Genomic DNA, 25,373 nt, shown 5'->3' on the forward strand with positions numbered 1-25,373 from the left:
CTTCACCACCACGCAATTGCCGGCGGCAAGTGCAGGCGCGATCTTCCAGGCACCGATCATCAGCGGGAAATTCCACGGCACGATGACGCCGACGACGCCGAGCGGCTCCTTGTGGATCAGTCCGAGCACATTCTCGGCCGTCGGCGCGATCTCGCCATAGACCTTGTCGATGGCCTCGGCATAGTAGCGGATGGTGCCTGCCGCCGACAGCGGTTCTGCCTTGTAGGCCATGCCGATCTCGGTGCCGTTGTCGCGCACACCGAGCACGGCGAGCTCATCGGCGTGTTTCTCGACCAGCTCGGCGAATTTCGTCAGCACCTTCTTGCGAAAGGCGGGTGCGGCGCGCGACCACGAGCCCTTCTCGAACGCCTTGCGCGCCGACTTCACGGCGCGGTCGATGTCGGCGGCGTTGCCGTCGGCGATGCTGGCGAAAGGTCGGCCGTCGATCGGCGACGTCACCGGCAGGCTTGCGCCGCTTGTTGCCTCGACCTGCACGCCATCGATGAACAGGCCCTGCGCGCCGATCTCCGTCTTGCGCAGCGTTTCGATGGCATTCTGACTGATCATTGGTGACGGACTCCAAGGGAAACATGCAATGTGGTTGGCGCGCGGAATTCCCAGCCGCGAAACACCGGTTCCTTGCCCGGCACAAGGCTGAGATCGGGGAAGCGTTGGAGCAACAGCCTCACCGCAAGGCACATCTGCTCGCGTGCGAAGAACCGGCCCGAACAGAAATGATGGCCGAAGCCGAAGGCGGCATGGTTGCCTTCGTTGCGGTTGATGTCGAAGCGGTCGGGATCGGCAAAGCGGCTTTCGTCGCGGCTTGCCGAAGAGACGAGGGCGGCAGCGCCGGCCGGGATCGTCACACCGCCAAGCTCGACTGCCCGCGTCGTCTGCCGCGTCTGCGTGCCGATCGGCGCCACCCAGCGCAGGCCCTCGTCGACCGCCCTCGGCACGAAAGTCTCGGGATCGGCGAGCACCTGCCGCAATTGCTCGGGATGGGCCAGCAGGCCGGCGAGGATCGAGCCGGCGCCATGTCCGGGCTCCTGCATGCCGCCAAGCAGGATGACCTTGATGCTGGGCATCAGAAAGTCGATCGGCCGCGTCGTGCCCTCCGGCATGCCGTCACGCAGCATATGCGACAGCGCCGAGTCATCTGGCTGGTGCGCAAGTCTTTCCAGCGTCGGCAGGATGGCGTCGCCGACCTCGGCACTGATTGCGTCGGCGATCTCCTGCCGTTTCGGATCGTTCTCGAAATTGATGGCGCCCTGGGCAAGGCCGTAGAACCAGCGGCGCAGCGTCGGCATGTCGATGTCGGCAAGGCCGAGCGAGCGCGCCAGGCTGAGCGTCGACACCGGCTCGAAATAATCGGCCATCAGCTCGGCGGAGCCCTGGTTGACGATCCGGTCCAGAAAAGGTTCGGCAATCGACCGCACGAGGTCGCCGGCATAGGCGGCGACGGTGCGCGGCCGGTATTTCGGGTCGACGCCTTGGCGCAGTTGCTTGTGCGTCTCGCCATCGGTGGTCAGGATGGTCGGCTTGCCGAAGGAACGCTCAACTGGTGACGAGCCGACGACGGCGGAGAAGATCTCGGGCGACTTGGCGACGCTCTCGACATCCTTCCAGCGGGTGACGAACCAAAGATTGACCGCCGGCACGAAAGCGACCGGCGCACTGCGCCTGAGCTCTGCATAGATCGGGTAGGGATCGGCTTCCAATGCCTCGACGGTGATATTTTCGGCAAAGCTCAAATCCGCCACTCCCCTTGTGGTGTAAGGGGCGGCGTGGCATGCCGCCCCTGTGCTTTTCTCAATCTTTCAGCGGCTGGCCGAGGTTTTTGAACGCGACCGGATCGCGGCTCTTCAGGGCGCTGGCCAGCAGCAGGCCGATGATCGCGGCGATCAGCACCAGCCCCGGCAGGAACACGCCAAGGAAACCGCCGGCTCCCGACAGGCTGCCGAAATTGATGACGATCAAATAGATGATGATGACGAAGGCGATGAAGGTCAGCCCGGGCAGGATGGTGGTCTTCAGCGCATTCTCGTGGGCCGCCGGGTTGGCGCGGAAGAACATCACCACGGCAAGCGATGCCACCGCCATCATCACGATGACGCCGAGCGTCGCGACATTGGTCAGCCACGAAAACAGCGCCAGCACCGGATCGAGGCCGAGCACGGCGAACAGGCCGACAACGACCGCGGCGAGCACGCTCTGGATGACGGAAGCGACATGCGGGCTCTGGTGCACCGGATGCGTCACGCCGATCGTCTGCGGCAACAGTTTTTCGCGGCCCGAGACATAGACGTAGCGGGCAACCGCATTGTGGAACGCCAGCACGCCGGCAAACAGGCTCGACACGAACAGGATGCTCATCGCCTGCGAAAGCATCGTGCCGGCGTAGCGGTCGGACAGGCCGAACAGGAAGGTCGTCGGATCCTGCAATCCCTGCAGCGTCGGCAGCAATTTGTCGACACCGGCGCCGACCGCCATCAGCCATGCCGTGAGCATGTAGAAGACGCCGATCAGCACGACCGAGAAATAGGTGGCGCGCGGAATTGTGACCTTTGGGTCGCGGGCTTCCTCGGCATAGATCGTCGTCGCCTCGAAACCGATGAAGGCGGCGAAGCAGAACAGGATGGCGATGGCCGGCGAGCCGCTGACGATCTGGCTCCAGCTGAATGGCGCCGCCGACAGGCCGCTATCGCCGCCGGTCTTGAGGATGGCGATATCGAGGATCAGCACCACAAGATATTCGCACAGCACCAGCACCGTCAGGATCTTGGCGGAGAGGTCGACCTGCCGATAGCCGAGCACGGCGACCAGCGCGATGGCGATGAAGCTCCACACCCACCAGGGCAGGTTGATGCCCCAGCCGGCGAACAGGCCGGCGGTTGCGGCGCCCAGCAGGCCCATGACGCCGATCTGCATGGCGTTGTAGGACAGGATGGCGATCAGCGCCGTGGCGCCGCCGGCCATGCTGCCGAGGCCGCGTGCGGCATAGGCATAGAAGGCGCCGGCATTGCCGACATGGCGTGACATGGCGACATAGCCGACCGCGAACAAAAGCAGCAGCACGGTCACGATGAGATAGGTGCCGGCAAAGCCGGCGCCATTGCCCATCAGCATGCCAAGCGGCGTGCCGCCGGCGACTGCCGTGAGTGGGGCGGCCGCAGAAATCACCATGAAGGTGATGGCGCCGACGCCAAGACTGTTCTTGCGCAGCCTGTTGGCCGGCGCCTGTTCCGAGACTGCTGTCATTGATCCCTCCTGTTTGCAAACCCTTGAGTTCGCCGGCCGAATGGCCTGTCCCATGCACTCTGGTGGTTGGTTCATTATTTGAACCGTTATTTTGAATATAGACTTGCAAACAATGCTGATGCCTGTCAAGTTAATTCACACGTTAAATGATTGTCCCGAACCGGGAGGCAAATTTGAGTACGGTCGGAAAAGCGATCTCGCTTCTGGAGCTGTTCAACGTCGACGAGCCCGAGCTCGGCCTGTCCGATCTGGCGCGCCGCTCGGGCTTCGACAAGGCGACGACAAGGCGGCTGCTGGTAGCGCTGGCCGGCCGTGGTTTCGTCGAGCAGGATGCGGGTACGCGGCACTATCGCCTCGGCGCCGGCCTGTCGCGGCTGGCGCGCATCCGCGAGGCGCGCTTTCCCTTCCTGCAGACGGCCGTTCCGCTGGTGCGGGACCTGGCCGCATCGACGGCCGAGACCGTGCATTTGTCGGAATTCGGCGTCGACAGGCTGGTCACCGTCCACGTCGAGCATCCAGCATGGGCAAACCGGGTCAACATCGACATCGGTCAGTTGCTGCCTTTGCATTCGACCGCGTCGGGCATCGCCTATCTGGCCTTCGCCCGCGACGAGGCCGTCAAGGCGTGCCTGACGGGTTCGCTCGATGCCTTCACGGCCCATACGCTGATCGAGCCGGCCGCCATCTCAAGATCCATGGGCGAGGCGCGCGAGCGCGGCTATTCGATCTGCGACCAGGGCTATGAGGAAGGTGTGATCAGCGTCGCGGCGGCAATCCGCGGGGCGGATGGCTTTGCGCTCGGCACCATCGCGGTGGCGGCGCCAAAGGCCAGAACGACGGCGGCCGCGATCACGGAGCGGGGACTTGCCGTGAGGGCGGCGGCACGGGAGATTTCCATGCGCCTCAACGGTGAAAACCTGCAAACCCTGAGGAGGCAGGCCTGATGCCCTCGGAGACAGCACCCCGCATCCTGGTCATCGGCACGGGCGACACAAAGGCCGAAGAGCTGTTGTTCATGAAACAGTGCATCGAGCAGTCGGGCGGCAGCGCCGTGATGATGGATGTCAGCGTGCTGGGCGACCCGCCCTACAGCCCGGACCACGATAAGCACGCCGTGGCGCGGGCGGTGGATGTGACGATCGCCGAGATCGTTTCGAGCGGTGACGAGAACACCGCCATGACGCTGATGGCCGGCGGCGCCGTGCAACTGGTGCGCAAGCTCCATCAAAACGGCGAGATCGACGCCTTCATCGCCATCGGCGGTTCGATGGGAACCGATCTGGCGCTCGACGTGGCGCTTTGCCTGCCGCTCGGCGTGCCGAAATTCGTCGTCTCGACCATCGCCTATTCGCACCTCATCCCACCCGAGCGCGTCGCGCCCGACCTGATGATGATCCTCTGGGCGGGCGGGCTGTACGGCCTCAACTCGATCTGCAGGCTGGTCCTGTCACAGGCCTGTGGTGCGGTCGTCGGCGCGGCCAGGATCGTGCTGGAGACTCGCATGTCGGCTCCGGCAATCGGGCCGACCATCGGCATGACCTCGCTCGGCAGCAGCTGCCTGCGCTACATGAAGACGCTGAAGCCGGCGCTGGAACAGCGCGGCTATGACGTTGCCGTCTTCCACACCACCGGGATGGGCGGCCGTGCCTTCGAATCGATTGCCGGCCAAGACCATTTTTGCGCGGTGTTCGACTTCAGCCTGCAGGAGATCACCAACCATCTCGCGGGCTCAGTCGTCAGTTCCGGCGCCGACCGGCTGGAGAATGCCGGTGCCCGCGGCATTCCGCAGATCGCCGCACCCGGCGCGGTCGACATGGTCGACCTGCCGACCTGGCAGGATTTGCCGGCTAAATTCTCGAAGCGGCCGTTTCACGCCCATAACAGGCTGATCGCTTCGATCACCGTCGATGCCGACGATCGCCGCCAGGTCGCCAGGACCATCGCCGCCAAGCTCGGTGCCGCCAGAGGCCGCTCCGCCTTCATCCTGCCGTCCCAGGGCATCCAGGAATGGGACGTGGAGGGCGAGCCGCTCTATGAGCCGGAAGCCCTGGCCGCCTTCACTGACGAAATGCGCAAGGTCATTCCCGCCGGCGTCGAGTTCCACGAGATCGACGCTCACATCAACAGCGACGACTTCGTCGGCAAGGCGCTCGAGATCTTCGACCGCTGGGTCGAGGAAGGCATCGTCCCGCGCGGCAAGCCGGCCAAGGGAGTGGCGGCGTGAGTGCTGTTCCCGTCCAGGCGCTTGTCCTCGATTTCGGCGGCGTCGTCACCCGCACGCTGTTCGAGACCCACGCCTTGACCGAACAGGCGCTCGGCCTCGCGCCGGGGACGCTGCAATGGCGCGGGCCGTTCGATCCGGGCAGCGATCCGCTGTGGCGCGCCATGCAGGCCGACGAGATCAGCGAGCGTGACTATTGGCGCACACGCACAAGCGAGGTCGGCCGTCTGGTGGGCGAGGACTGGCAGGCGATGGAGACCTTCGTCCGGCGCGCGCGAGGGGCCGAGCCGGAAAAGGTGGTGCGGCCGGAGGCTGACAGCACCATTCGCACGGTGCATGCCGCCGGTTTTCGACTGGCCATCCTGTCCAATGAACTCGACCTGTTCTACGGCGCCGACTTCCGCCAGCGGCTGCCGTTGCTTGGCCTGTTCGATGTGATCATCGACGCCACTTACACCGGCATCCTCAAGCCCGACCCGCGTGCCTATGCCTTCGTCACCGAGGCGCTCGGCGTGCCGGCCGGCGCTTGCGTCTTCGTCGACGACCAGCGGCGCAATGTCGATGGCGGCTGTGCTGCCGGCATGCGCACGGTGCATTTCGACGTCGCCCGCCCGGCTCATTCCTATGCCGAGGCCCTCGGCCATTTCGACCTCGTCCCAGTTGCCTGAGATTTTTGCGGAGTCCATTATGCGCGACATCAATTTTCTCACCGAAACCAACGCCAAGCCGATCTGGCATCCGATGGCGCATCCGGCCGAGATGCGGGCCAACCCGCCAAAGGTGATCATGAAAGGCGAGGGTGTGATGGTCACCGACATCGCCGGCAACACCGTGCTCGACGCCGTCGGCGGCCTGTGGAACGTCAATCTCGGCTACAGCTGCGACCCGATCAAGAAAGCGATCGCCGACCAGCTTGGCGCGCTGCCCTATTATTCCGGCTTTCGCGGCACCTCGACCGGCCCGTCGATCGAGCTCGCCTACGAACTCTGCGAATGGTTCGAGCCAGAAGGCATGGTGCGGACGTTTTTCACTTCGGGCGGCTCGGATTCGGTCGAAACGGCACTTCGGCTGGCGCGGCAGTACTGGAAGATCCGCGGCCAGGCCGACCGCACCAAATTCATCGCCTTGAAGAAAGGCTATCACGGCACGCATTTCGGCGGCGCGTCGGTCAACGGCAACGCCAATTTCCGCCGCAACTACGAGCCGCTGCTGCCGGGCGTCTTCCACATTCCTGCGCCCTGGACCTTCCGCAATCCGTTCGACGAGACCGACCCAGTGCGGCTGGCAAAACTCTGCGCCAGGGCGCTGGAGGACGAAATCGCCTTCCAGGGTGGCGACACCATCGCCGCTTTCATCATGGAGCCGGTTCTCGGCGCCGGCGGCGTCATCGTTCCGCATGAGAGCTTCATGCCGCTGGTGCGCGAGATCTGCGACCGCCACGAGATCCTGCTGATCGCCGACGAAGTGGTGACGGGCTTCGGCCGCACCGGCGCATGGTCGGGTTCGCGTCTGTCCGGTGTGAAGCCGGATTTCATGACCATCGCCAAGGCGATCACTTCGGGTTATTTCCCGCTCGGCGCCACTTTGATCGGCGCCAAGGTCGCCGATGTCTTCGAGGCCGACAAGACCAGCTTCGGCGCCATCGGCCATGGCTATACCTATTCCGGCCATCCTGTCGGCTGCGCCGCGGGTCTGGCGGCGCTTGCCGAGACCAAACGGCTGCGCCTGAACGAGAACGCGGCCGCGCGTGGTGTCGAACTCGCAGCCGTGCTGGAGGGGCTGAAGGCGAAGCATGCGATCGTCGGCGATGTCCGGTACAAGGGCCTGATGGCGGCACTGGAGCTGGTCTCGGACCGCGCGACGAAAAAGCCCGCCGACAAGAAGACCATGGCATTGGTTTCGGAGGCGGCCTACGAGGCCGGCGTCATGCTGCGCGTCTCCGGTAACGCCATCATCCTGTCGCCGCCGCTTATCGTCAGCGCCGCGGATGTCGCGAGGATCGGCGAAGCATTGGATGCAGGCCTGTCGAAGGTCTGACGGTTATTGGAGAGAACGGAGTTTCGAGACGCAATGACTCAACCGCAAGAAGCGCTGGTTAGCCGGCGCTCGCGCCTGCTCGGTGCGAAATCGCAATTGTTCTATGACGAGCCCGTGCACCTGGTGCGCGGCGAAGGCGTCTGGCTCTACGATGCCGACGGCCGCAAATATCTCGACGCGTACAACAATGTCGCCCATGTCGGCCACTGCCACCCCTATGTGGTCGAGGCCCTGTGCCGGCAGGCAAGCCTGCTCAACACCCACACGCGCTATCTTCACACCGCCATCCTCGACTATGTCGAGCGGCTGACCGCGACCTTCGATGCCAGCCTGTCGACCGCCATCCTGACCTGCACCGGCAGCGAGGCCAACGACATCGCGCTGCGCATGGCGCAGGCCGCCACCGGCCGCATGGGTATCATCGCCACCAACGCCACCTATCATGGCAACACCGCGGCGGTTTCGCAGCTCAGCACCCGCATGCCGCCGGTCGGCGGCCGCGCCCGCAATGTCAGGCTGGTGCCGGCGCCTGACAGCTATCGCCATCCGGCTGCGATGGCCAACGGCAAAGCCTTTGGCGACGCGGTGCGCGAAGCCATCGCCGTGCTGGCAAAGGACGGTATCGGCCTGTCCGGCATCATCCTTTGTCCGCTGCTCGCCAATGAAGGCTTTCCGACGCTCCCATCCGGCTTTTTCGACGACGCGATGCGCGCGGTGCGTGACGCCGGCGGACTGGTCATCGCCGACGAGGTGCAGCCTGGTTTCGGCCGCACCGGCAGTCATTTCTGGGGCCACCAGCGCGCAGGCTTCGTTCCCGACATCGTCACCATGGGCAAGCCGATGGGCAACGGCCATCCAATCGCCGCCGTGGTCACATCAAGGGAGATATTGGCGACCTTCCGCAACGCCTTCCGTTATTTCAACACCTTCGGCGGCAATCCGGTTTCCTGCGCGGTGGCCAATGCCGTTCTCGACGTCATCGAGCAGGAAGATCTCGTTGCCAACGCGCGTGACGTCGGCGCCTATGCACTCAACCTGCTGCGCCCGCTCGCCGATCGCCATGAATGTATCGGCGAGGTCAGGGGCGCTGGCCTGTTCTTCGGCGCCGAACTGGTTCACGACCGAGAGACGCGCGAGCCGGCATCAGACATTGCCGATGAGGTCGCCAACCGCATGCGCCAGCGCGGCGTGCTGATGGGCAAGACCGGCATCCACGGCAATGTGCTGAAGATCCGCCCGCCGATGCCGTTTTCCCGCGGCAATGCCGATTTCCTGATCGGCGTCCTCGACGAGGTGCTTGGTGAAGTCGGCGGAGTGAAGATGTGAACGCAGTTTCCACGCAATCCGAGCCCGAAACGGCAGCTTATGTCACGGCGCTTGCCAGGCGGGCGCTTGTCCACTGGGGCGTTGATGAGGGTGAGCCGGAGCTGCTGAAATACCGCGAGAACGCGGTGTTTCGCGTCATCTTGCCCGATGGCCAGCCGGCTGCCATGCGTATTCACCGGCTCGGCTATCACACGGATGCCGCGCTGCGCTCGGAACTGCAATGGATGGGCTTTCTGCAATCGGCCGGCATCGCCACGCCGTCGCCGGTCGCCACACCCGCCGGCGAGCTGTACGTGCTCGTCAGCGCGAACGCCTCAATGCAACCCCGGCAAGCCGATTGCCTGAGCTGGCTGGAAGGCCGCGCCGTCGGTGCGCGAGGCGTGCCGCTGGATTATACGCCTGAACAGGCAAAGCGGATCTTCTCCGCTATCGGCCGAACCATCGCCCACATGCACAATGTCACATCAGCCTGGACGCCGCCCGCCGGCTTTGTCCGTCATGCCTGGGACTTTGACGGCTTCTTCGGCGCGAACCCGAACTGGGGCCGTTTCGAGACCTCGCCCTTCCTCGACGGTCCTCGTCGCGAGCTGGTTTTCCAGGCGCGGGAAAAGGCCGTGCAGGCGCTGTCGGAGCATGAACGCAGCGCCCGCAATTTCGGCATCATCCACGCCGATCTGGTGCGCGAGAACGTGCTCGTGCATGACGGCGCGATCCGCATCATCGACTTCGACGATTGCGGCTATGGCTGGCACATGTACGACCTTGCCGTCGCGCTTTACCAGAACCGCGATGAGGCGATCTATCCGCTGATCGAGGCCGCTTTGCTCAAGGGCTATCGGCAGGAGCGCGAACTGACGGCGCGCGACATCGCCGCGCTGCCGCTGTTCTCTGCCTTGCGGGCCTTCGCCTTCCTCGGCTGGGTGCAGAGCCGCGTCGAAGGCGAAATCACCAGGGAGGTCGGCCTGCGCATGTCGGCCATCGCAGCCGATGTGGTGATTGCCTATCTGCATGGCGAATAGGGCCGATTGATAAGAACTGGCGGAACCGTCAGCCCTTCGCGAAATGGATGCTGACCGTGCCCGAACTGCCGAAATCGGCGACGATCGTGTCGCCGGGCCGTGCCTCGACCGGACGCACGAACGATCCCGACAGCACCACCTCGCCAGCCGCGATCGACATACCGTAGCGGGCGAGCCTGTCGGCCAGCCAGACAATGCCCATCGCCGGATGGTTGAGCACGCCGGCGCCAAGCCCGGTCTCCTCGACCTCGGCATTGCGCGAGACGATGGCGCCCATCCAGCGCATGTCGGCTTCATCAGGCCGCTGCGGCCGGCCGCCGATGACGATGCCGGCATTGGCGGCATTGTCCGAAATCGTGTCGAAGAAGGTGCGTACCTTCTTGGTCTCGGCATTGACGCGCTCGATGCGCGTATCGAGGATTTCCAGCGCCGGTGTGATGTAGTCGGTGGCGTTGAGCACGTCGGAGATCGTCACGCCGGGGCCTTTCAGAGGCGCCTTCATGATGAAGGCGATCTCGGCCTCGACACGCGGCTGGATGAAGCTGCCGGCGGGAATGGTCGCGCCATCGTCGAAGAACATGTCGTCGAACAGCACGCCCGAATCCGGCGTGTCGATGGCGAGCGCATATTGCATCGCCTTGGAGGTCAGGCCGATCTTCCAGCCCTTCGGCTTCAGCCCGGCATCGATCTTGCGCGTCACCAGCGCTGCCTGCACGCGATAGGCATCCTCCATCGTCGCCTCGGGAAAATCGAGGCTGAGCAGCCGGATCTGGCGGCGTGAACGCTCGGCCTCGAACAGCCGTGCCGCGGCGTCTTCCACTTGCTCCGGGGTCATGCTGCTTCCTCGTCGACGACGCCGTTTTGAAGCATGCCAATGCCATCGGCCTCCACCTCGATCACATCGTCCGGCTTCAGCCAGATCGGCGGCACGAAGCGGGCGCCGGCGCCCGTCGGCGTGCCGGTGACGATGATGTCGCCCGGCACCAGCGTGGTGAAGGTCGAGACATAGGCGATAATCTTGCGAAACGAGAAGATCATCCGGCTGGTGCGGTCCTGCTGGCGGATTTCGCCATTGACGCGGGCGGTCAGCGCGATGTCGGCGATCTGCGCCTCGTGGGTGAACGGCACCAGCCATGGGCCGATTGAACCGCTGCGGTCGAAATTCTTGCCTTGCGTGACGTTGAACTTGGCATGCCGCACCCAGTCGCGGATGGTGCCTTCATTGCACAGCGACAGTGCCGCAATATGGCTGAGCGCGTTGGCCTCGGCAATGCGCCGTCCCGCCTTACCGATGACGATGACGATTTCGCCCTCATAGTCGAGCTGCGGGGATTCCGGCGGCCGCACCAGCGGCGCGCCATGGCCGACGAAGGAGCGGGGAAAACGGACGAACAGCGACGGATTCGAGGGTGCTGCCTGGCCGTCCTTGTACTCCTCGTTGCGGTCCGGATAGTTGACGCCGACGCAGATGATCTTTTCCGGCGAAGGGATCGGAATTTCGTAGGCAATGGCGTCGAGCGGGAAATCGATCGGGAAGGCCTCGGCCTCTTCCGCCAGCCGCCGCAAGGCGCCGGCCTCGATCACTTCCCGCAGCGTCGGCCACTGGCCGTGGCGCGCCGACAGGTCGACGACACCCTTGCTGGTGACCGCGCCATAGCGCGCCTTGCCGCCGACGGTGAAGGTGGCGAGCCGTGCGTGCTTCATGCTGCGGCTCCGGCAATGGTGGTGGGCGAGGATGGCGCTCTACGGCGCCCCCCTCTGTCCTGCCGGACATCTCCCCCTCTTGGGGGGAGATCGGATGTCATCTCTGCCTTCGCCAATTTCCAACGCTGCAAGAGAGGCGCTGACCATGGGCCTAGCCAATCTCCCCCCTTGAGGGGGAGATGTCCGGCAGGACAGAGGGGGGCGCCACGGAACGCTGACATCTCCAAAATCCCACTCACGGCGCAATGATCGGCGAAGCCGCCAAATCCGGCTGGCGCGCCTCCGCCCCGGCAAACGCACTGCCCTCCTCGAACCAGCTTTTCGGCGCCGGTGCGCCCCACAGCGTCTGGCGCTGCGGGTCCTTGAGGTCCCACTTGATCGGCTCCAGGTCGGGATCGACCGTCTGGTAGTCCGAGCAGTAGATCTCGATGCGGTGGTTGTCCGGGTCGCGGACATAAAGGAAGAAGGCGTTGGAGATGCCGTGCCGGCCGGGGCCGCGTTCGATGTTCGGCAAATAGCCCGTGGTCGCCATCAGGTCGAGCAGGTCGATGATGTTGAGCGGCGTCGGCACCCAGAAGGCGACATGATGCAGGCGCGGGCCGATGCCGTTGGTGAACGCGATGTCGTGGACGCCGCCCTTGCGGTGCGTCCAAGCTGCCCAAAGCTTCCCGGTTGCGGGATCCTCGGTGTATTCGGTGACGCGAAAACCGAGCTCGTTGTAGAAGGCGACGGACTCGTCGACATTGGGCGAGAAGCAGTTGAAGTGGTCGATGCGCAGCGGCTTGACGCCCTTGTAGAGCGCATATTTCTGATGGATCGGCGGCAGCCTTTCCATCTGGGCATAGAACTCCAGCGGAATCCCGTGCGGGTCGCGCGTCCGAAAAGTGCGCGACTGGTAGGGCCGCTCGACCCATTCCACCGGCATGCCCTTGCCCTTGAAGAAATACTCGGCCTTGTCGAGGTCCTCGTCCGAAAAGACCTTGAAGCCGAGATCGCGCGCCTCGGCTGCGGCCGCCTTCTTCAGCACGATGCAATGGTGCCCGCGCTCCTCCAGCGCCCTGAGATAAATGGTGTCCGATGTCTCGTCGGTAACCTGCAGGCCGAGCGTGTCGACATAGAAGGCGCGGGATTTGGCGAGGTCGGTGACGGCCAACTCGACATGGCTGAGGCGCACGATGTTGAAGGCGGGGTAGAGATTGGGTTTGGGCAAGGGCATCCGATTTCCTCCGGTCAGCCGCCGAGTTTCTGGATCGCGTGCGCCGTCGTCGCGAAGGCGACGTTCTTCGTCTCCATGTAGAAGTCGAAGGAATGGTCGCCGCCGTCGCGGCCGATGCCGGAATTCTTGACGCCGCCGAAGGGGGTCGGCAAATGCCGCACGTTCTCGGAGTTAACCCAGATCATGCCGGCCTCCAGCGCATCGGTGAAACGGAAGGCGCGGGTGACGTCAGAGGTCCAGAGATAGCCGGTCAGGCCGTATTGCGTGTCGTTGGCCAGCGCCAGCGCTTCCGCCTCGTCGTTGAACGGAATGGCGCTCAGCACCGGCCCGAAAATCTCCTCCTGCGCGATGCGCATGCCGTTGGTCACGTTGGTGAACAGGGTCGGGCCGACATAACAGCCGCCTCCCGGTCCATCGACCTTGCCGCCGCCGACGGCCAGCGTCGCCCCCTCCGACCTGCCGATGTCGATATAGGACAGCACCTTCTTTTCATGCACCGGATGGATCAGCGGCCCGACCACCGTTTTCGGATCGAGCGGGTGGCCGACGACGATGCGCTTCGCCCTCTCCGCGACTTTGGCGGTGAAGCTTTCATAGATCGAGGCTTCGACCAGAAGCCGCGACGACGAGGTGCAGCGCTCGCCATTCAGCGAATAGATCATGAATACGGCGGCGTCGGCGGCGCGCTCGAGATCGGCGTCGGCAAAGACGATCACAGGGTTCTTGCCGCCAAGCTCGAAATGCACGCGCTTCAGCGTGCCGGCGCCTTGCTTCATGATCATCGAACCGGTGCGGTTTTCGCCGACAAAACCGATCGCCCTGATGTCGGGATGCTCGGTCAGCGCCTTGCCGGCGTCTTCACCAAGGCCGTTGACCAGGTTCCATACGCCTTTCGGCAGGCCGGCCTCCTCGGCGATCTCGACCAGCAGGCGGGCGGTCAGCGGCGAGAATTCAGCCGGCTTATGAACCACGGTGCATCCGGCCGCCAGCGCTGGCGCAATCTTCCACGTCGACAGCATGAACGGTGTGTTCCACGGCGTGATGATGCCGACCGGGCCGATCGGAACGCGCGTCGTCATATTGACCTGGCCTGTCGTACGCAGCGTCTCGCCGTCGCGCGCTTCGGGCGCGCGGTCGGCGAAGAAACGGAAATTCTCGGCACCGCGCAGCGCTGCCTTGGCCATGAACTTCAGCGCCTGGCCGGTATCCATGCATTCGACAAAAGCGATCTCCTCGGCGCGCGCTTCGATTGCGTCGGCGATTTTGTGCAGCAGCTTCTTGCGTGCCTCGCCAGGCATGGCCGCCCAGGCTGGGAACGCCGCCTTCGCCGCCTTGGCGGCGCGGTCGATGTCGGCGGCGCCGCCGCGCGCGACGCTTGCCAGCGGCTTGAGGTCGACCGGCGACAGCGTTTCGAACGTCGCGCCATCGAGGGCCGGCACCGCCTCGCCGCCGATCTGGTTCAAAACGCCATCGCGCTTGAAGCGGGCCAGATAGGCCTCGGCCTTTTTCAGATTGCCTTGCAGGTCGGACATGTCGGGTTCCGTCACTTGCCGCGCAGCCGCGGGTGGATTGCGTTTTTCTTCCAGCTGAGCACCGGGTCGATTTCCCGGATTTCGAGCGACAGGGCGAAATGCGGGGTCTCGAACAGGGTGGCAAGGTATTCGCTCACCGCCGCGAAGACAGCCTCGCCGGTCCGCTTCTTCTCGTCCGGGCTGCGGCCGGTGCCGATGCGAAACGACATGTCGAGAAAAGCGTTTTCCGGCAGGCTGTCGGCCATCGCGTAGGCCTCGGCGCGAAAGGCCCGCACCCGCACGGCGCCGGTCTCGAACAGCCCGGTGTCCAGCACTGTGCGCAACACCAGCCCGCACAATTCGTCCATATCGACCTTGGCATCGAGATTGGCCGAATACTCGATGGAGAAGTGAGGCACGGCGCTTCGTTTCCCTGGGTTATTGCTTTGTTGTAGTTAACGCGTTAATTACATGCGGCATCCGCGAAGTCAAGTCTTGCATCGGCCTTGGCGCAACGATACGGGATGGCAGGAACGGGCCCCGGCAGGCGGATTCGACCGAGGGAAGGCCTGTTTCGATCGCAAGCGTGGGAGGCTCTTTTTTGCTGCCTGAAAACACCCGTCGTTCCCTGCCGATGGCGCTGCTTCATGCCCGCGAAGCGGTGATGGCGCGGTTTCGGCCGATGCTTGCGGCGCATGACGTGACCGAACAGCAATGGCGCGTGCTGCGTGTGCTCAGCGAAGCCGGCCCGGTCGAGGCGACGGAACTTGCCGATCGCGCCTCGGTTTTGCCGCCCAGCCTGACGCGCATCATCAAGGCCCTCGAGGGACGCAAATTCATCACCCGCAACAAGGCCGAAGGCGACGGCCGCCGCGTCGTGCTGACCATTGCGCCTGCCGGCTCCGCCCTGATCGACGCCCTGTCGCCCGAGCGTCGCGTCATCTATGACGACATCGAACAGCGTTTTGGGCATGAGAAGCTGGAGCAGCTCCTCGACCTCTTGGAGAGCTTGATCGACGGCGAGAGCTGAGCGGTCGGTCCTGGCCGTTTCGCCCAGGCTCACCCGCCAAAGCTGCCCAACCGTGTCGGCTGCGTATAATTCCGGTCGACATAGAGCAGGGCCGAGCCGCCGCTGCCGTGCCGGACATCGATGACGCGGCCGATCATGACATTGTGCGTGCCGACGACATGCACGGTCTCGATCTCGCAATCGAAGTTGACGATCGCATCCGACAGCGCCGGCGTGCCGGAGGTCAGCGTCTGCCAGCGCGCCGAGGCGTAGCGCGCCTCCATGTCCCTGGTCGCGCCGGCGAACTTTCCCGCCAGATGCATGTGGTCATGCGTCAGCACGTTGACGCAGAAGCGCCGGTTGGACAGGAACATGGCGGCCTGCGTCGAGCGCCCGTTCATGCACACGAGCAGCGTCGGCGGCTCGTCCGAGACGCTGCACATGGCGGTGGCGGTGAAGCCGCCGCGTCCTGCCGGCCCGTCTGTGGTGACGATGTTGACCGGCGCGCAGACCCTCGCCATGGCGTCGCGGAAATCGGCTTTCGAAATCTGCGTGGCCATGTGATTTCACTCGGCCGTTGAGACAAGCGGATGGAACCAGGTATCGCCGGTCCAGCCATTCTCGTCATAATCGGCCATGCAGGTGTCGACCAGCTCTTCCATCGCCTTCAGCCGCCCGCCGCGCTCGGCGCCTTTCAGCACCTGCAGCCGTACCTCTTCCGGCGCACCGGCATAGTTGAGCTCATAGAGCGCGTGGCGGCCGCCGAACTCGGTGCCGGTCGCATCCCACAACAGCTTCATGATCTTGATGCGTTCGATGTGGCCCATATCGTTGGAGCCGCGCACATATTGCGACAGATACTTGTCGATCTCGGGGTTGTTGAAGTCGCGCACCGACGACGGCAGGTAGATCAGCCCCGAGGCGATCACCCGGCGCACGGTGTCGATGACGCGCGGATAGGCTTCCGACATGAAGGTGCGGTAGGCAAGCGCGGCTTCCAGGTTGGGCAGGACGGCGCCATTCGCCCATGGGATCGGGTTGTAGGCCATGGCGTTGGAAAAGCTCCAGAACATGTGCCTGAGCGCAATGACCTCGCCCAGTGCCGCCTGGTTGCCGCGGAAAGCATCGCCGCCGGTGGCGCGCAGCGCCTTGGCCAGCAGGCCGGCGAGAAAGTCGAGCTTGACGGCGAAACGCGTGCAGCCCTGGAAGCAGTAGCCATGCATGAAGCCGGAGGCCGGATGGAAGGACAGGATTTTTTGCGCATCGCGCAGCACCAGCACGTCCTCCCAGGGGATGAAGACATTGTCGAGCACCAGGATCGCGTCGTTCTCGTCGAAGCGCGACGACAGCGGATAGTCGAAGGGTGCCGCCACCGTGTTGGCCGTCTGCTCGTAGGAGACGCGGCAGAACATCTTTATCCCCGGCGCATTCATCGGCACGATGAACATCACCGACAGCGACGGATCCTCGGTCACCGTCGCCGACCCTTGCGCCAGGAAATTGTAGTGCGTCAGCGCCGAGGACGTCGCCACCACCTTGGCGCCGGACACGTAGATGCCGGCGTCCGTCTCCCTGGTGATGTGGACGAAGACATCCTTCACCTGTTCGGCCGGCTTGTGGCGGTCGATCGGCGGGTTGACGATGGCGTGGTTCATGAACAACGCGGCTTCCTGCGCGCGTTTGTGCCAGGACAGGGCATTGTCCTTGAACGGCCCGTACCAGTCGGCATTGGCGCCGAGCGTGTTCATCAGCGCCGCCTTGTAGTCGGGCGTGCGGCCCATCCAGCCATAGGACATGCGCGACCACTCCGCGATCGCCGTCTGCTGGGCAACAAGCTCGGCGGAAGACTTGGCAACGCGGAAATATTTGTGGGTGTAGCCGCCCGAGCCGGTGTCGGTTGGTGACGTCAGCGCGTCCCGCCGCTTTGGATCATGCAGGGCGTCGTAGAGGCGCGCCAGCGACCGCGCCGAATTGCGCATCGCCGGATGCGTGGTGACGTCGGCAATGCGTTCGCCGTTGATATAGACCTCGCGGCGATCGCGCAGGCTCTCCAGATACTCGGCCCCGGTGAATGGGCGTGCCTTATCGGTGCGGAAGTCTTCTGATCGCATGATGGTCCTCCTCTTAAGCCGTAACCCTAGCGCCCTGGGCATCGATCGGTTATGGACGGAACGGCAAAACCGATTGGACTTTTTCCGGCGTCATGAGCCAGAGATCCATCCCCGACTTCTTCGTCTATGGCGAGCCGGTGCGGCCGCTCGATGTCGGTTTTCTGCATGTCGAGACGGTGCTTGCGCGCGGCAATATCCATCTTGGTGAGGTCGCCGCGCACAAGCACCCGCAGATGGGTCAGATCACCTTCTGGACCAGCGGCTCCGGTACCTACCGCATCGAAGACCGATCCTGGGACTTTTCGGCGCCTGCCGTGAGTTTCGTGCCGAGCACTATCGTGCACGGCTTCTCGATCGGACCCGGCACCGACGCCATCGTCGTCTCGGTCGCCGACGGCGCGCTTGCGGCCATCGCGGCTCACAGCCTGCTGCCGCTGGACCGGCCGGTCTTTGCCGACGGCATGCCGCAGCACGCAGCGTGGGCCAGATTGGCGGCGGTGCTGGAGATGATCGCCGCCGAATACGCCGAGGCGCAAGCCGGCAAAGACAGGGTCCTGCAGGCGCTGATCGCCGTCGCGCTCTCCCACATCGCGCGCCTCAGTCCCGAGACAAAGGATGCCACGGCGTCTTCTGATGCCTCACTGGCGTTGGGGCTGCGCCGGCTCGCCGATGCGCATTTCCGCGACAACTGGCCTGTTGATCGCTACGTCGAGGCGCTGGCCACGACGCCGCATCTTCTCGACAAGGCCAGCCGCGCGGTGCTGGGCAGCGGCGTCAAACGCGTCGTCGGTGAGCGACGGCTGCTGGAGGCCAAGCGGCTGCTGTTGTTCACCGTACGCTCGGTCGAGGACATCGCCTACGAGATCGGCTTCGACGACCCGGCGTATTTTTCACGATTCTTTCGCGCGCGGGTCGGCGAAGCGCCCGCGTCCTGGCGGCGGAAACAGTTGCAGGGTCATTGATGGGTGACCATGGATGCGGACCTTGGCGCGCCGTTCCGGCGCGAGCCCGCTTCCGCCAGGGCGTTGGCTTCCCGACCGGCCATGATGCAGCCACAGCCACTTTTTCGTGAAGCTGAACGGGTTGATCCGCTCGCCTGTCTGCCTAGGTAGAAAGGAGCGGCGGGCGCCACGCAAAATCTGACAATCGGGCAAATCTGACAGTCGGCATGATATTTTCCTGCATTCGAAAGCTTGGCCTCGCTGCTCTCTGTGTCGCCATCCAGTCTTCCTGCGTCGTTCCCGACGACACGTCGCGTATCGCCAAGGTTGATCCAACGGCGGCGGCTGCCCGCAAGGAGATGGTCGGCCTCAGCGAAGCCGATGTTCGAATGTGCGCCGGGTTTCCGACCGCCACCGCCGACGCCGGCCAATCGGGCCAGATCTGGACCTACAAGCGCATCGTCCAGCGCGGCAATCTCAGCATTGTGGTTCCGACGTTGGCGGTCGGCGCGATCCCGGCGGTCGGCGGCTCCGTCAATGTCGCTCCCGGCGGCTATTGCGATACGCAAATTCGCATGGTCGATGGCCGCGTCGCCGAAGTTGCCTATGCCGGCGACAACAATTTGCCGAACAGGCGCGACGCGCTTTGTGTCAGCACGGTGGACGCCTGTGTGACCTATGCCCGCCAACTCGGCCAGAGGCCGGCGGCCAAATAGCCGGCGGCAGCGAAACGGCGATGGCAGGTCATGCAAATGTCATTGAGGGCTTGACTGACCCGCCGGACCGAATACGCTAGCGCAAAATACCGGCTCTGATTGCCGGGCGGCAAAAATGCCTCGTATGCCTCGCCCTTCCGGCGCAGGCTGCGAGGCATTGTCATTTCTGGGGTCCTGTTTGAAACGGCGCATCGAGATCGGCATCCTGTATTCCCGCTCGGGGAGCTATCAGCTCGTCTCCGATGCGTGCCGCATCGGCGCCATGCGCGCCATAGCCGACATCAACGCCGATCGCAGCTCAGGCATCGAACTGGTGCCGGTGGAGCGCGATCCGCAAAGCAATGCGGACCGCTACGCAACGCTTTGCGAAGATATCTTCAAGACCAGCAGCGCACGCCATGTCATCGGCTGCGTCACCTCCTGGAGCCGCAAGGAAACCATTCCGGTCTTGGAGAAAGCCGGCGGCATGCTCTGGTACGCCTGCCCCTATGAGGGCTTCGAAGCCAATGAGCATGTCGTCTACATGCACGCCTGCCCCAACCAGCATCTGGTGCCGCTGATGGCGCATGTCGTGCCGCGTTTCGGCGCCAACGGCTTCCTGCTCGGCTCGAACTACATCTGGGGCTGGGAGATGAATCGCGTCGCGCGCGACCTGATCGCGGATGCCGGCGGCAAGGTGCTGGGCGAACGCTATCTGCGCATCGGCGAGACCGACGTGTCGCGGCTGATCGCGGAGATCCGCGCCACGCGGCCGAACTTCATCCTCAACAATTTGATCGGCACCTCGTCCTACGCCTTCCTCGCGGCCTATCGCGACCTGGGTCACGAGGATGCCGCCTTCAGTCCCGGGACTTGCCCCGTCATCTCCTGCAACCTGACCGAAGGTGAGCTGCCGGCGATCGGTGAATCCGGCAAGGGACATCTGTCGGTCGGGCCGTATTTCGCGCCGCGCCCGGCTGCCTTTGCCTCATCCTTCGAGGCCTCCGCCTATGCCTCGGTGCAGGTGATGGCCGACGTGCTCTCCAGCAATCCCGACGCCGGTCCGGCGGAATTCTCCAAAGCCTTCGCCGAACGCCGCTTCTCCACCCGGCTCGGTCCGATCGCCATCGACGCCCACTCGCAGCACGCGACACTGCCGGTGATCATCGGGCGCATCGCGGACGGCTTCTTCGAGGTCGTCAGGCGCGAAGACGAAGTCGCGCCGGATCCGTATCTGTCGCGCTACGACCCGGCAAAAACATTCGGCCGCCCGCGCCTGAGGGTGGTGTCGTGACCAGAGCCCCACGCATCCCCAATCTCGGCGGCGCCAGGGCGTTTATCCTGCATCGCCCACATCCGACGGTGCAGGCGATCACCAGGCAATTGTCGGCCATCGGGCTGATCACGCTGGATTGCTGGCCGGAACTGCCGCCCGAGACGCTGGCCGCCGATTTCGTCTTCTTCGACGCCGATCTCGGCTTTGACGAGCAGTTTCCGTGGAAGCCGGGCGAGGCACCGATGCCGCTGGTGGCGCTGATCGGTTCCGAGGCGCCGGGCCGCATCGAATGGGCGCTGTCGCATAAGGCCGATGCGCAGCTGCTGAAGCCGGTCGGCAATGCCGGCGTCTACAGCGCGCTGCTGATCGCGCGCCAGAGTTTCGAGGCGCGAAAACACCTGGCCAGCGAGATCGCCTCGCTTCGCCAGCGCGTTGCCGAACGCCAGACCATCGTTCGCGCGGTGACGGCACTGGCGAAAGGCGCCGATGACGGCCGCGCCTATGCGCAGCTGCGCTCGCTGGCGATGAGCTGGCAGATCAGCGTCGAGGATGCCGCGCGGCGGATCGTGGCAATGACAAGCGAAGAAGCAACGGGCGAAGAAGGCGACGATGACCAGTCCCATCGCGCCTGATCTCACCGCGCCAGGGCGCATGCCGGTCAAGCCGCGCGCCGGCGTCTGGCGCCGGCTGGTCAGGCGCCGTCTGGCTCTGCTCGGGCTGGTCATCGTCGCCATCGTCGTTGCCGGCGCCGTGCTGGCGCCATGGCTGACTGGCTATGATCCCAACGAGCAGATGTTCGACGGCCTGACCATCGAGGGCTCGCCCTTGCCGCCGGATGCAAAATTCTGGCTGGGCACCGACTTGCTCGGCCGCGACCTCCTGACCCGCATCCTCTACGGCGCCCGCACCTCGCTGATCATCGGCATCGTCGCCAATGGCGTGGCACTGTTCATTGGCACGCTGGTCGGTGTTGTCGCCGGCTATTTCCGTGGCTGGATCGGCAGCGCGCTGATGCGTTTCACCGATTTGATGATGGCGTTTCCGGCACTGCTGCTCGCCATTTGCCTGGCCGCGGTGTTCGAGCCCAGCCTGTGGATCGTCGCCATGGTCATCGCTTTGGTCAACTGGGTGCAGACCGCCCGCGTCATCTACACCGAGACCTCATCGCTGGCGGAGCGTGAGTTCATCGATGCCGAACGCACCATCGGCGCGAGCGCGCCGCGCATCCTGTTTCGCCACATCCTGCCGCATCTCTTACCGACCATCATCGTCTGGGGCACGCTCGGCATTTCGACCACCGTGCTGCTCGAGGCGACACTCTCCTTCCTCGGCATCGGCGTCCAGCCGCCCACGGCGTCCTGGGGCAACATCATCTTCGAGAACCAGACCTATTTCCAGGCCGCACCCTGGCTGGTGTTCTTTCCGGGTGCCGCGATCCTGGCGCTGGCGCTCGCCTTCAACCTGATCGGCGATGCGCTGCGCGACATCCTCGATCCGACGCAAAGAGGCCGGGCATGATCGCCTATCTCGGCCGCCGCCTCATCCAGTCGCTGCTGATCCTGCTCGGCGTCTCGCTGATCACCTTCGCTCTGCTCTATCTCCTGCCCGCCGATCCGGTGCGCCAGATCGCCGGCCGCAGTGCCACGCCGCAGACGGTCGAGAACATCCGCCAGCAGCTCGGCCTCGACCAGCCGTTCGTCGTCCAGTACTGGCGCTATCTCACGAAGCTCGTCAGCGGCGATCTCGGCCGCTCCTACATCCAGCGCTCCGAAGTCACCGAGCTGATCGTTTCGCGGCTGCCGGCCAGCCTGTTGCTGATGGTCGGCGCCATCCTGTGCGAGCTGTTGCTCGGCCTGAGCATGGGCCTGATCGCCGCCGTCAAGCGCGGCACCGCCACTGACCAGACGCTGATGGTCGCCTCCTTCGTCGGCGTCTCGGCGCCGCAATTCGTCGTCGGTCTGCTGCTGCTCTACGTCTTTGCCGTGCGGCTCAGCTGGTTCCCGATCGGCGGCTACGGCACCTGGCGTCATCTGGTGCTGCCGTCACTGACCATGGGAATCCTCGGCGCGGGCTGGTACGCGCGCATGATGCGCTCGTCGATGATCGACGTGCTGCGCCAGGATTACGTGCGCACCGCCCGCGCCAAAGGCCTGGCGCGGCGAGCTATCCTGTTCCGCCATGCGCTGCCCAACGCCATCCTGCCGGTGATCGCCATGATCGGCATCGACATAGGCATCTTCATGGGCGGCATCGTCGTCGTCGAAAGCGTATTCGGCTGGCCCGGCATTGGCCAGCTCGCCTGGCAGGCCATCCAGCGCGTCGACATCCCGATCATCATGGGTGTGACGCTGGTGTCGGCCTTCGCCATCGTGCTGGGCAATCTGCTGGCCGACATCATCGCGCCCTTCATCGACCCCCGCATCAAGCTCAGATGAAATGAAAACCAGACAGAGAAAGGGAACATAAAAATGAAAAGGTTTCTCGCATCCACGGTAGCGGCATCGGCGCTGGCGCTGATGCTCGGCATGACGAGCGTTCGCGCCGAGGACGCCGTCGATCCGAACGCCAAGCAGGGCGGCGCCATCACCATCACCTACAAGGACGACGTCGCCACGCTCGATCCGGCGATCGGCTATGACTGGCAGAACTGGTCGATGATCAAGAGTCTGTTCGACGGGTTGATGGACTACGAGCCGGGCACCACCAATTTGAAACCCGACCTCGCCGAAAGCTACGAGATTTCGCCCGACGGCAAGACCTTCACCTTCAAGCTGCGCCATGGCGTGAAATTCCACAATGGCCGCGAGATGACGGCCGACGACGTGAAATATTCGCTCGACCGCGTCACCAATCCGAAGACGCAGAGCCCCGGCGCCGGCTTCTTCGGCTCGATCAAGGGCTATGACGATGTCGCCGCCGGCAAGGCCGAGAGCCTCTCCGGCGTCACCGTCGTCGACCCTTACACGGTCAAATTCGAATTGACCCGCCCCGACGCCACCTTCCTGCATGTGATGGCCATCAACTTCGCCCATGTCGTGCCGAAGGAAGAGGTCGAGAAATACGGCGCCGATTTCGGCAAGCATCCGGTCGGCACCGGCGCCTTCAAGCTCGCCGAGTGGACGCTCGGCGAGCGCATCGTCTTCGAGCGCAATGCGGACTATTGGCACAAGGGCCTGCCGCATCTGGACAAGATCACCTTCGAGATCGGCCAGGAGCCGATCGTGGCGCTGCTGCGCCTGCAGAAGGGCGAGATCGACGTCCCCGGCGACGGCATTCCGCCAGCAAAATTCCAGGAGGTGATGGCCGATCCCGAGCAGAAGGCACGCGTCGTCGAAGGCGGCCAGCTGCACACCGGCTATGTCACCATGAACACCACCATGGCGCCGTTCGACAATGTTAAGGTGCGCCAGGCAGTCAACATGGCGATCAACAAGGCGCGCGTCATCCAGATCATCAACGGCCGCGCCGTGCCGGCCAACCAGCCGCTGCCGCCGTCGATGCCGGGCTACGACAAGGAATACAAGGGCTATCCCTATGACGTCGCCAAGGCCAAGGCGCTGCTCGCAGAGGCTGGCCACCCCGACGGCTTCGAGACACAGCTGTTTGCCATGAACACCGATCCCAACCCGCGCATCGCCCAGGCGATCCAGCAGGATCTGGCGGCGATCGGCATCAAGGCCAGCATCCAGTCGCTGGCGCAGGCAAACGTGATTGCCGCCGGCGGCGACAAGGCCGGCGCACCGATGATCTGGTCCGGCGGCATGGCCTGGATCGCCGACTTCCCGGATCCGTCGAACTTCTACGGCCCGATCCTCGGCTGCGCCGGTGCGGTGCCCGGCGGCTGGAACTGGTCGTGGTATTGCAACAAGGATCTCGACGCCAAGGCGGCCGAGGCCGACTCGGTGGTCGACCCGGCTAAATCAGGCGAACGCGACAAGATGTGGAGCGCCATCTACGACAAGGTGATGGAAGACGCGCCCTGGGCGCCGGTCTTCAACGAGCAGCGCTTCACCATGAAATCGGCGCGCATGGGCGGCGCCGACAACCTCTATGTCGACCCGGTTCATATCCCGATCAACTACGACAATGTGTACGTAAAAGATGTGCAATAACTGCGACTACACCATCCACGGGCGCCAACATCATTTCGGCTGGGACAATTCGTTTGCCCCGGCCGAGCGGGTGGCGCCCGGCTCGACGATCGAGTTCCAGTGCCTCGATTCCTCCGGCGGCCAGTTGCAGGCCGGCAGCACGGTCGCCGACGTCGCCAAGCTCGACTTCGCCACCGTCAATCCGGTGACCGGGCCGATCTTCGTCGAGGGGGCCGAGCCGGGTGACGCGCTGAAGGTGACGATCGAGATGTTCAAGCCGTCCGGCTTCGGCTGGACGGCCAACATTCCGGGCTTTGGGCTGCTCGCCGACGACTTCAAGGAGCCGGCGCTGAACATCTGGAAATACGACGCTGCCTCGCTCGAGCCGGCGCTGTTCGGCAAGAATGCGCGTGTGCCGTTGAAACCCTTCGCCGGCACCATAGGCAACGCGCTGGCGGAAAAGGGCCACCACTCGGTGGTGCCGCCAAGGCGCGTCGGCGGCAATCTCGACATCCGCGATCTCGCCGCCGGCACCACGCTCTATCTGCCGGTGGAAGTGGCGGGCGCGCTGTTTTCGGTCGGCGACACCCATGCCGCGCAAGGTGACGGCGAGGTCTGCGGCACGGCGATCGAAAGTCCGATGGACGTCGTGCTCAAGCTCGACCTGGTCAAGGATGCCAGGCTGAAGACGCCGCGCTTCACCACGCCAGGCCCGGTGACGCGCCATCTCGACGCCAAGGGCTATGAGGTGACGACCGGCATCGGTCCGGACCTGATGACCGGCGCCAGGGAAGCGGTTGCGCAGATGGTCGACCTGCTCGCCGGTCGTTATCACATCGACCCAGTCGAGGCCTATATGCTGGCCTCGGTCTGCGGCGATCTCCGCATCAGCGAGATCGTTGACATGCCGAACTGGGTGGTGTCGTTCTACTTTCCGCGCTGCGTGTTTGAATGAGGA

Annotated in this window: 25 protein-coding genes; 15 read left to right on the forward strand and 10 right to left on the reverse strand. The window is 64.4% G+C overall.

The features are described 5' to 3' along the window. From EN949_RS12550 to EN949_RS12560, 3 genes are all read right to left on the reverse strand, one after another. The coding region (locus EN949_RS12550; protein ID WP_127371701.1) for an aldehyde dehydrogenase family protein at positions 1-567 on the reverse strand (567 nt) is incomplete at its 3' end. Next, the gene (locus tag EN949_RS12555; protein WP_127370895.1) at positions 564-1,751 is read right to left on the reverse strand and encodes a cytochrome P450; all 1,188 of its coding nucleotides are present in this window, start codon (positions 1,749-1,751) and stop codon (positions 564-566) included. The genes EN949_RS12550 and EN949_RS12555, both read right to left, overlap by 4 nt. A 58-nt stretch (positions 1,752-1,809) precedes the next feature. Continuing rightward, positions 1,810-3,258: an APC family permease gene (locus tag EN949_RS12560; RefSeq protein WP_127370896.1), complete on the reverse strand. Its 1,449-nt coding sequence runs from the start codon at positions 3,256-3,258 to the stop codon at positions 1,810-1,812. A gap of 173 nt (positions 3,259-3,431) precedes the next feature. Between EN949_RS12560 and EN949_RS12565 the strand changes: the two genes are divergently transcribed. From EN949_RS12565 to EN949_RS12590, 6 genes are read left to right on the forward strand one after another with little or no spacing between them, the layout of a single operon-like run. Next, positions 3,432-4,202, forward strand: coding sequence for an IclR family transcriptional regulator (locus EN949_RS12565; protein ID WP_024502134.1), 771 nt, complete (start codon positions 3,432-3,434; stop codon positions 4,200-4,202). Then, on the forward strand, positions 4,202-5,482 hold the full coding sequence (locus EN949_RS12570) for a Tm-1-like ATP-binding domain-containing protein (RefSeq protein WP_127366221.1): 1,281 nt from the start codon (positions 4,202-4,204) through the stop codon (positions 5,480-5,482). Before EN949_RS12565 ends, EN949_RS12570 begins: the two co-directional genes overlap by 1 nt. Beyond that, positions 5,479-6,147 (forward strand): HAD-IA family hydrolase, encoded by a 669-nt coding sequence (locus tag EN949_RS12575; RefSeq protein ID WP_127366220.1) that lies wholly within the window; start codon positions 5,479-5,481, stop codon positions 6,145-6,147. Before EN949_RS12570 ends, EN949_RS12575 begins: the two co-directional genes overlap by 4 nt. Positions 6,148-6,166: 19 nt before the next feature. Then, the gene (locus EN949_RS12580) at positions 6,167-7,516 is read left to right on the forward strand and encodes an aminotransferase class III-fold pyridoxal phosphate-dependent enzyme (protein ID WP_127366219.1); all 1,350 of its coding nucleotides are present in this window, start codon (positions 6,167-6,169) and stop codon (positions 7,514-7,516) included. A gap of 33 nt (positions 7,517-7,549) precedes the next feature. Beyond that, positions 7,550-8,842, forward strand: a complete 1,293-nt coding sequence (locus tag EN949_RS12585) for an aminotransferase class III-fold pyridoxal phosphate-dependent enzyme (protein WP_127366218.1) — start codon at positions 7,550-7,552, stop codon at positions 8,840-8,842. Beyond that, positions 8,839-9,861 carry a phosphotransferase gene (locus tag EN949_RS12590; protein ID WP_127366217.1) on the forward strand — a complete coding sequence of 341 codons (1,023 nt, stop codon included), beginning with the start codon at positions 8,839-8,841 and terminating at the stop codon, positions 9,859-9,861. Before EN949_RS12585 ends, EN949_RS12590 begins: the two co-directional genes overlap by 4 nt. Before the next feature lie 28 nt (positions 9,862-9,889). Here EN949_RS12590 and hpaH read toward each other — a convergent pair whose 3' ends face one another. The 5 genes from hpaH to EN949_RS12620 all read right to left on the reverse strand — a co-directional run bounded on the left by hpaH (position 9,890) and on the right by EN949_RS12620 (position 14,711). After that, positions 9,890-10,696 (reverse strand): 2-oxo-hept-4-ene-1,7-dioate hydratase, encoded by an 807-nt coding sequence (hpaH, locus tag EN949_RS12595; RefSeq protein ID WP_127366216.1) that lies wholly within the window; start codon positions 10,694-10,696, stop codon positions 9,890-9,892. Next, the gene (locus EN949_RS12600) at positions 10,693-11,565 is read right to left on the reverse strand and encodes a fumarylacetoacetate hydrolase family protein (RefSeq protein WP_013528546.1); all 873 of its coding nucleotides are present in this window, start codon (positions 11,563-11,565) and stop codon (positions 10,693-10,695) included. Before EN949_RS12600 ends, hpaH begins: the two co-directional genes overlap by 4 nt. A gap of 235 nt (positions 11,566-11,800) precedes the next feature. After that, complete coding sequence (gene hpaD / locus EN949_RS12610; RefSeq protein WP_127366215.1) at positions 11,801-12,781, reverse strand: 3,4-dihydroxyphenylacetate 2,3-dioxygenase; 981 nt, start codon at positions 12,779-12,781, stop codon at positions 11,801-11,803. Positions 12,782-12,795: 14 nt separating this feature from the next. After that, positions 12,796-14,313: a 5-carboxymethyl-2-hydroxymuconate semialdehyde dehydrogenase gene (gene hpaE / locus EN949_RS12615; protein WP_127371702.1), complete on the reverse strand. Its 1,518-nt coding sequence runs from the start codon at positions 14,311-14,313 to the stop codon at positions 12,796-12,798. Positions 14,314-14,324: 11 nt separating this feature from the next. Further along, positions 14,325-14,711: a 5-carboxymethyl-2-hydroxymuconate Delta-isomerase gene (locus EN949_RS12620; RefSeq protein ID WP_127366549.1), complete on the reverse strand. Its 387-nt coding sequence runs from the start codon at positions 14,709-14,711 to the stop codon at positions 14,325-14,327. Positions 14,712-14,926: 215 nt separating this feature from the next. Here EN949_RS12620 and hpaR point away from each other — a divergent pair, with 215 nt between their 5' ends. Then, the gene (gene hpaR, locus EN949_RS12625; RefSeq protein WP_224620863.1) at positions 14,927-15,322 is read left to right on the forward strand and encodes a homoprotocatechuate degradation operon regulator HpaR; all 396 of its coding nucleotides are present in this window, start codon (positions 14,927-14,929) and stop codon (positions 15,320-15,322) included. A 29-nt stretch (positions 15,323-15,351) separates the two neighbouring features. Here hpaR and EN949_RS12630 read toward each other — a convergent pair whose 3' ends face one another. Next, on the reverse strand, positions 15,352-15,861 hold the full coding sequence (locus EN949_RS12630) for a flavin reductase (protein WP_013528541.1): 510 nt from the start codon (positions 15,859-15,861) through the stop codon (positions 15,352-15,354). Positions 15,862-15,867: 6 nt separating this feature from the next. Further along, entirely contained in the window at positions 15,868-17,412 is a 1,545-nt protein-coding gene (locus tag EN949_RS12635; RefSeq protein WP_127366550.1) for a 4-hydroxyphenylacetate 3-hydroxylase N-terminal domain-containing protein, read from the reverse strand. Between the two features lie 92 nt (positions 17,413-17,504). Here EN949_RS12635 and EN949_RS12640 point away from each other — a divergent pair, with 92 nt between their 5' ends. From EN949_RS12640 to EN949_RS12675, 8 genes are all read left to right on the forward strand, one after another. Next, on the forward strand, positions 17,505-18,374 hold the full coding sequence (locus EN949_RS12640) for a helix-turn-helix domain-containing protein (RefSeq protein ID WP_013528539.1): 870 nt from the start codon (positions 17,505-17,507) through the stop codon (positions 18,372-18,374). A gap of 206 nt (positions 18,375-18,580) precedes the next feature. Next, positions 18,581-19,069: a hypothetical protein gene (locus EN949_RS12645; RefSeq protein WP_013528538.1), complete on the forward strand. Its 489-nt coding sequence runs from the start codon at positions 18,581-18,583 to the stop codon at positions 19,067-19,069. A 178-nt stretch (positions 19,070-19,247) separates the two neighbouring features. Further along, positions 19,248-20,342, forward strand: a complete 1,095-nt coding sequence (locus EN949_RS12650) for a transporter substrate-binding protein (RefSeq protein ID WP_127366551.1) — start codon at positions 19,248-19,250, stop codon at positions 20,340-20,342. Further along, a complete protein-coding gene (locus tag EN949_RS12655) occupies positions 20,339-20,956 on the forward strand; it encodes an ANTAR domain-containing protein (protein ID WP_063169702.1) in 618 nt (205 codons plus the stop codon). Before EN949_RS12650 ends, EN949_RS12655 begins: the two co-directional genes overlap by 4 nt. Before the next feature lie 19 nt (positions 20,957-20,975). Next, entirely contained in the window at positions 20,976-21,842 is an 867-nt protein-coding gene (locus EN949_RS12660; RefSeq protein WP_128278528.1) for an ABC transporter permease, read from the forward strand. Continuing rightward, complete coding sequence (locus tag EN949_RS12665; RefSeq protein ID WP_024502122.1) at positions 21,839-22,759, forward strand: ABC transporter permease; 921 nt, start codon at positions 21,839-21,841, stop codon at positions 22,757-22,759. Before EN949_RS12660 ends, EN949_RS12665 begins: the two co-directional genes overlap by 4 nt. Positions 22,760-22,792: 33 nt before the next feature. After that, a complete protein-coding gene (locus EN949_RS12670) occupies positions 22,793-24,436 on the forward strand; it encodes an ABC transporter substrate-binding protein (RefSeq protein WP_063169703.1) in 1,644 nt (547 codons plus the stop codon). Next, on the forward strand, positions 24,426-25,370 hold the full coding sequence (locus tag EN949_RS12675) for an acetamidase/formamidase family protein (RefSeq protein ID WP_024502120.1): 945 nt from the start codon (positions 24,426-24,428) through the stop codon (positions 25,368-25,370). The genes EN949_RS12670 and EN949_RS12675 overlap by 11 nt, the downstream gene beginning before the upstream one ends. Positions 25,371-25,373: the final 3 nt, after the last annotated feature.

The sequence above is a fragment of the Mesorhizobium sp. M7A.F.Ca.US.007.01.2.1 genome, from assembly GCF_003998165.1.
GTDB lineage: Bacteria > Pseudomonadota > Alphaproteobacteria > Rhizobiales > Rhizobiaceae > Mesorhizobium > Mesorhizobium ciceri.

What these genes read in the sequence shown, in the direction of transcription:
- hpaE (WP_127371702.1), bottom strand. Translation starts at nt 14,313, where the DNA reads ATGTCCGACCTGCAAGGCAATCTGAAAAAGGCCGAGGCCTATCTGGCC.
- EN949_RS12600 (WP_013528546.1), bottom strand. Translation starts at nt 11,565, where the DNA reads ATGAAGCACGCACGGCTCGCCACCTTCACCGTCGGCGGCAAGGCGCGC.
- hpaR (WP_224620863.1), top strand. Translation starts at nt 14,927, where the DNA reads ATGGCGCTGCTTCATGCCCGCGAAGCGGTGATGGCGCGGTTTCGGCCG.
- EN949_RS12635 (WP_127366550.1), bottom strand. Translation starts at nt 17,412, where the DNA reads ATGCGATCAGAAGACTTCCGCACCGATAAGGCACGCCCATTCACCGGG.
- EN949_RS12560 (WP_127370896.1), bottom strand. Translation starts at nt 3,258, where the DNA reads ATGACAGCAGTCTCGGAACAGGCGCCGGCCAACAGGCTGCGCAAGAAC.
- EN949_RS12660 (WP_128278528.1), top strand. Translation starts at nt 20,976, where the DNA reads ATGCCGGTCAAGCCGCGCGCCGGCGTCTGGCGCCGGCTGGTCAGGCGC.
- EN949_RS12665 (WP_024502122.1), top strand. Translation starts at nt 21,839, where the DNA reads ATGATCGCCTATCTCGGCCGCCGCCTCATCCAGTCGCTGCTGATCCTG.
- EN949_RS12675 (WP_024502120.1), top strand. Translation starts at nt 24,426, where the DNA reads ATGTGCAATAACTGCGACTACACCATCCACGGGCGCCAACATCATTTC.
- EN949_RS12580 (WP_127366219.1), top strand. Translation starts at nt 6,167, where the DNA reads ATGCGCGACATCAATTTTCTCACCGAAACCAACGCCAAGCCGATCTGG.
- EN949_RS12670 (WP_063169703.1), top strand. Translation starts at nt 22,793, where the DNA reads ATGAAAAGGTTTCTCGCATCCACGGTAGCGGCATCGGCGCTGGCGCTG.
- EN949_RS12645 (WP_013528538.1), top strand. Translation starts at nt 18,581, where the DNA reads ATGATATTTTCCTGCATTCGAAAGCTTGGCCTCGCTGCTCTCTGTGTC.
- EN949_RS12630 (WP_013528541.1), bottom strand. Translation starts at nt 15,861, where the DNA reads ATGGCCACGCAGATTTCGAAAGCCGATTTCCGCGACGCCATGGCGAGG.
- hpaH (WP_127366216.1), bottom strand. Translation starts at nt 10,696, where the DNA reads ATGACCCCGGAGCAAGTGGAAGACGCCGCGGCACGGCTGTTCGAGGCC.
- EN949_RS12585 (WP_127366218.1), top strand. Translation starts at nt 7,550, where the DNA reads ATGACTCAACCGCAAGAAGCGCTGGTTAGCCGGCGCTCGCGCCTGCTC.
- hpaD (WP_127366215.1), bottom strand. Translation starts at nt 12,781, where the DNA reads ATGCCCTTGCCCAAACCCAATCTCTACCCCGCCTTCAACATCGTGCGC.
- EN949_RS12640 (WP_013528539.1), top strand. Translation starts at nt 17,505, where the DNA reads ATGAGCCAGAGATCCATCCCCGACTTCTTCGTCTATGGCGAGCCGGTG.
- EN949_RS12570 (WP_127366221.1), top strand. Translation starts at nt 4,202, where the DNA reads ATGCCCTCGGAGACAGCACCCCGCATCCTGGTCATCGGCACGGGCGAC.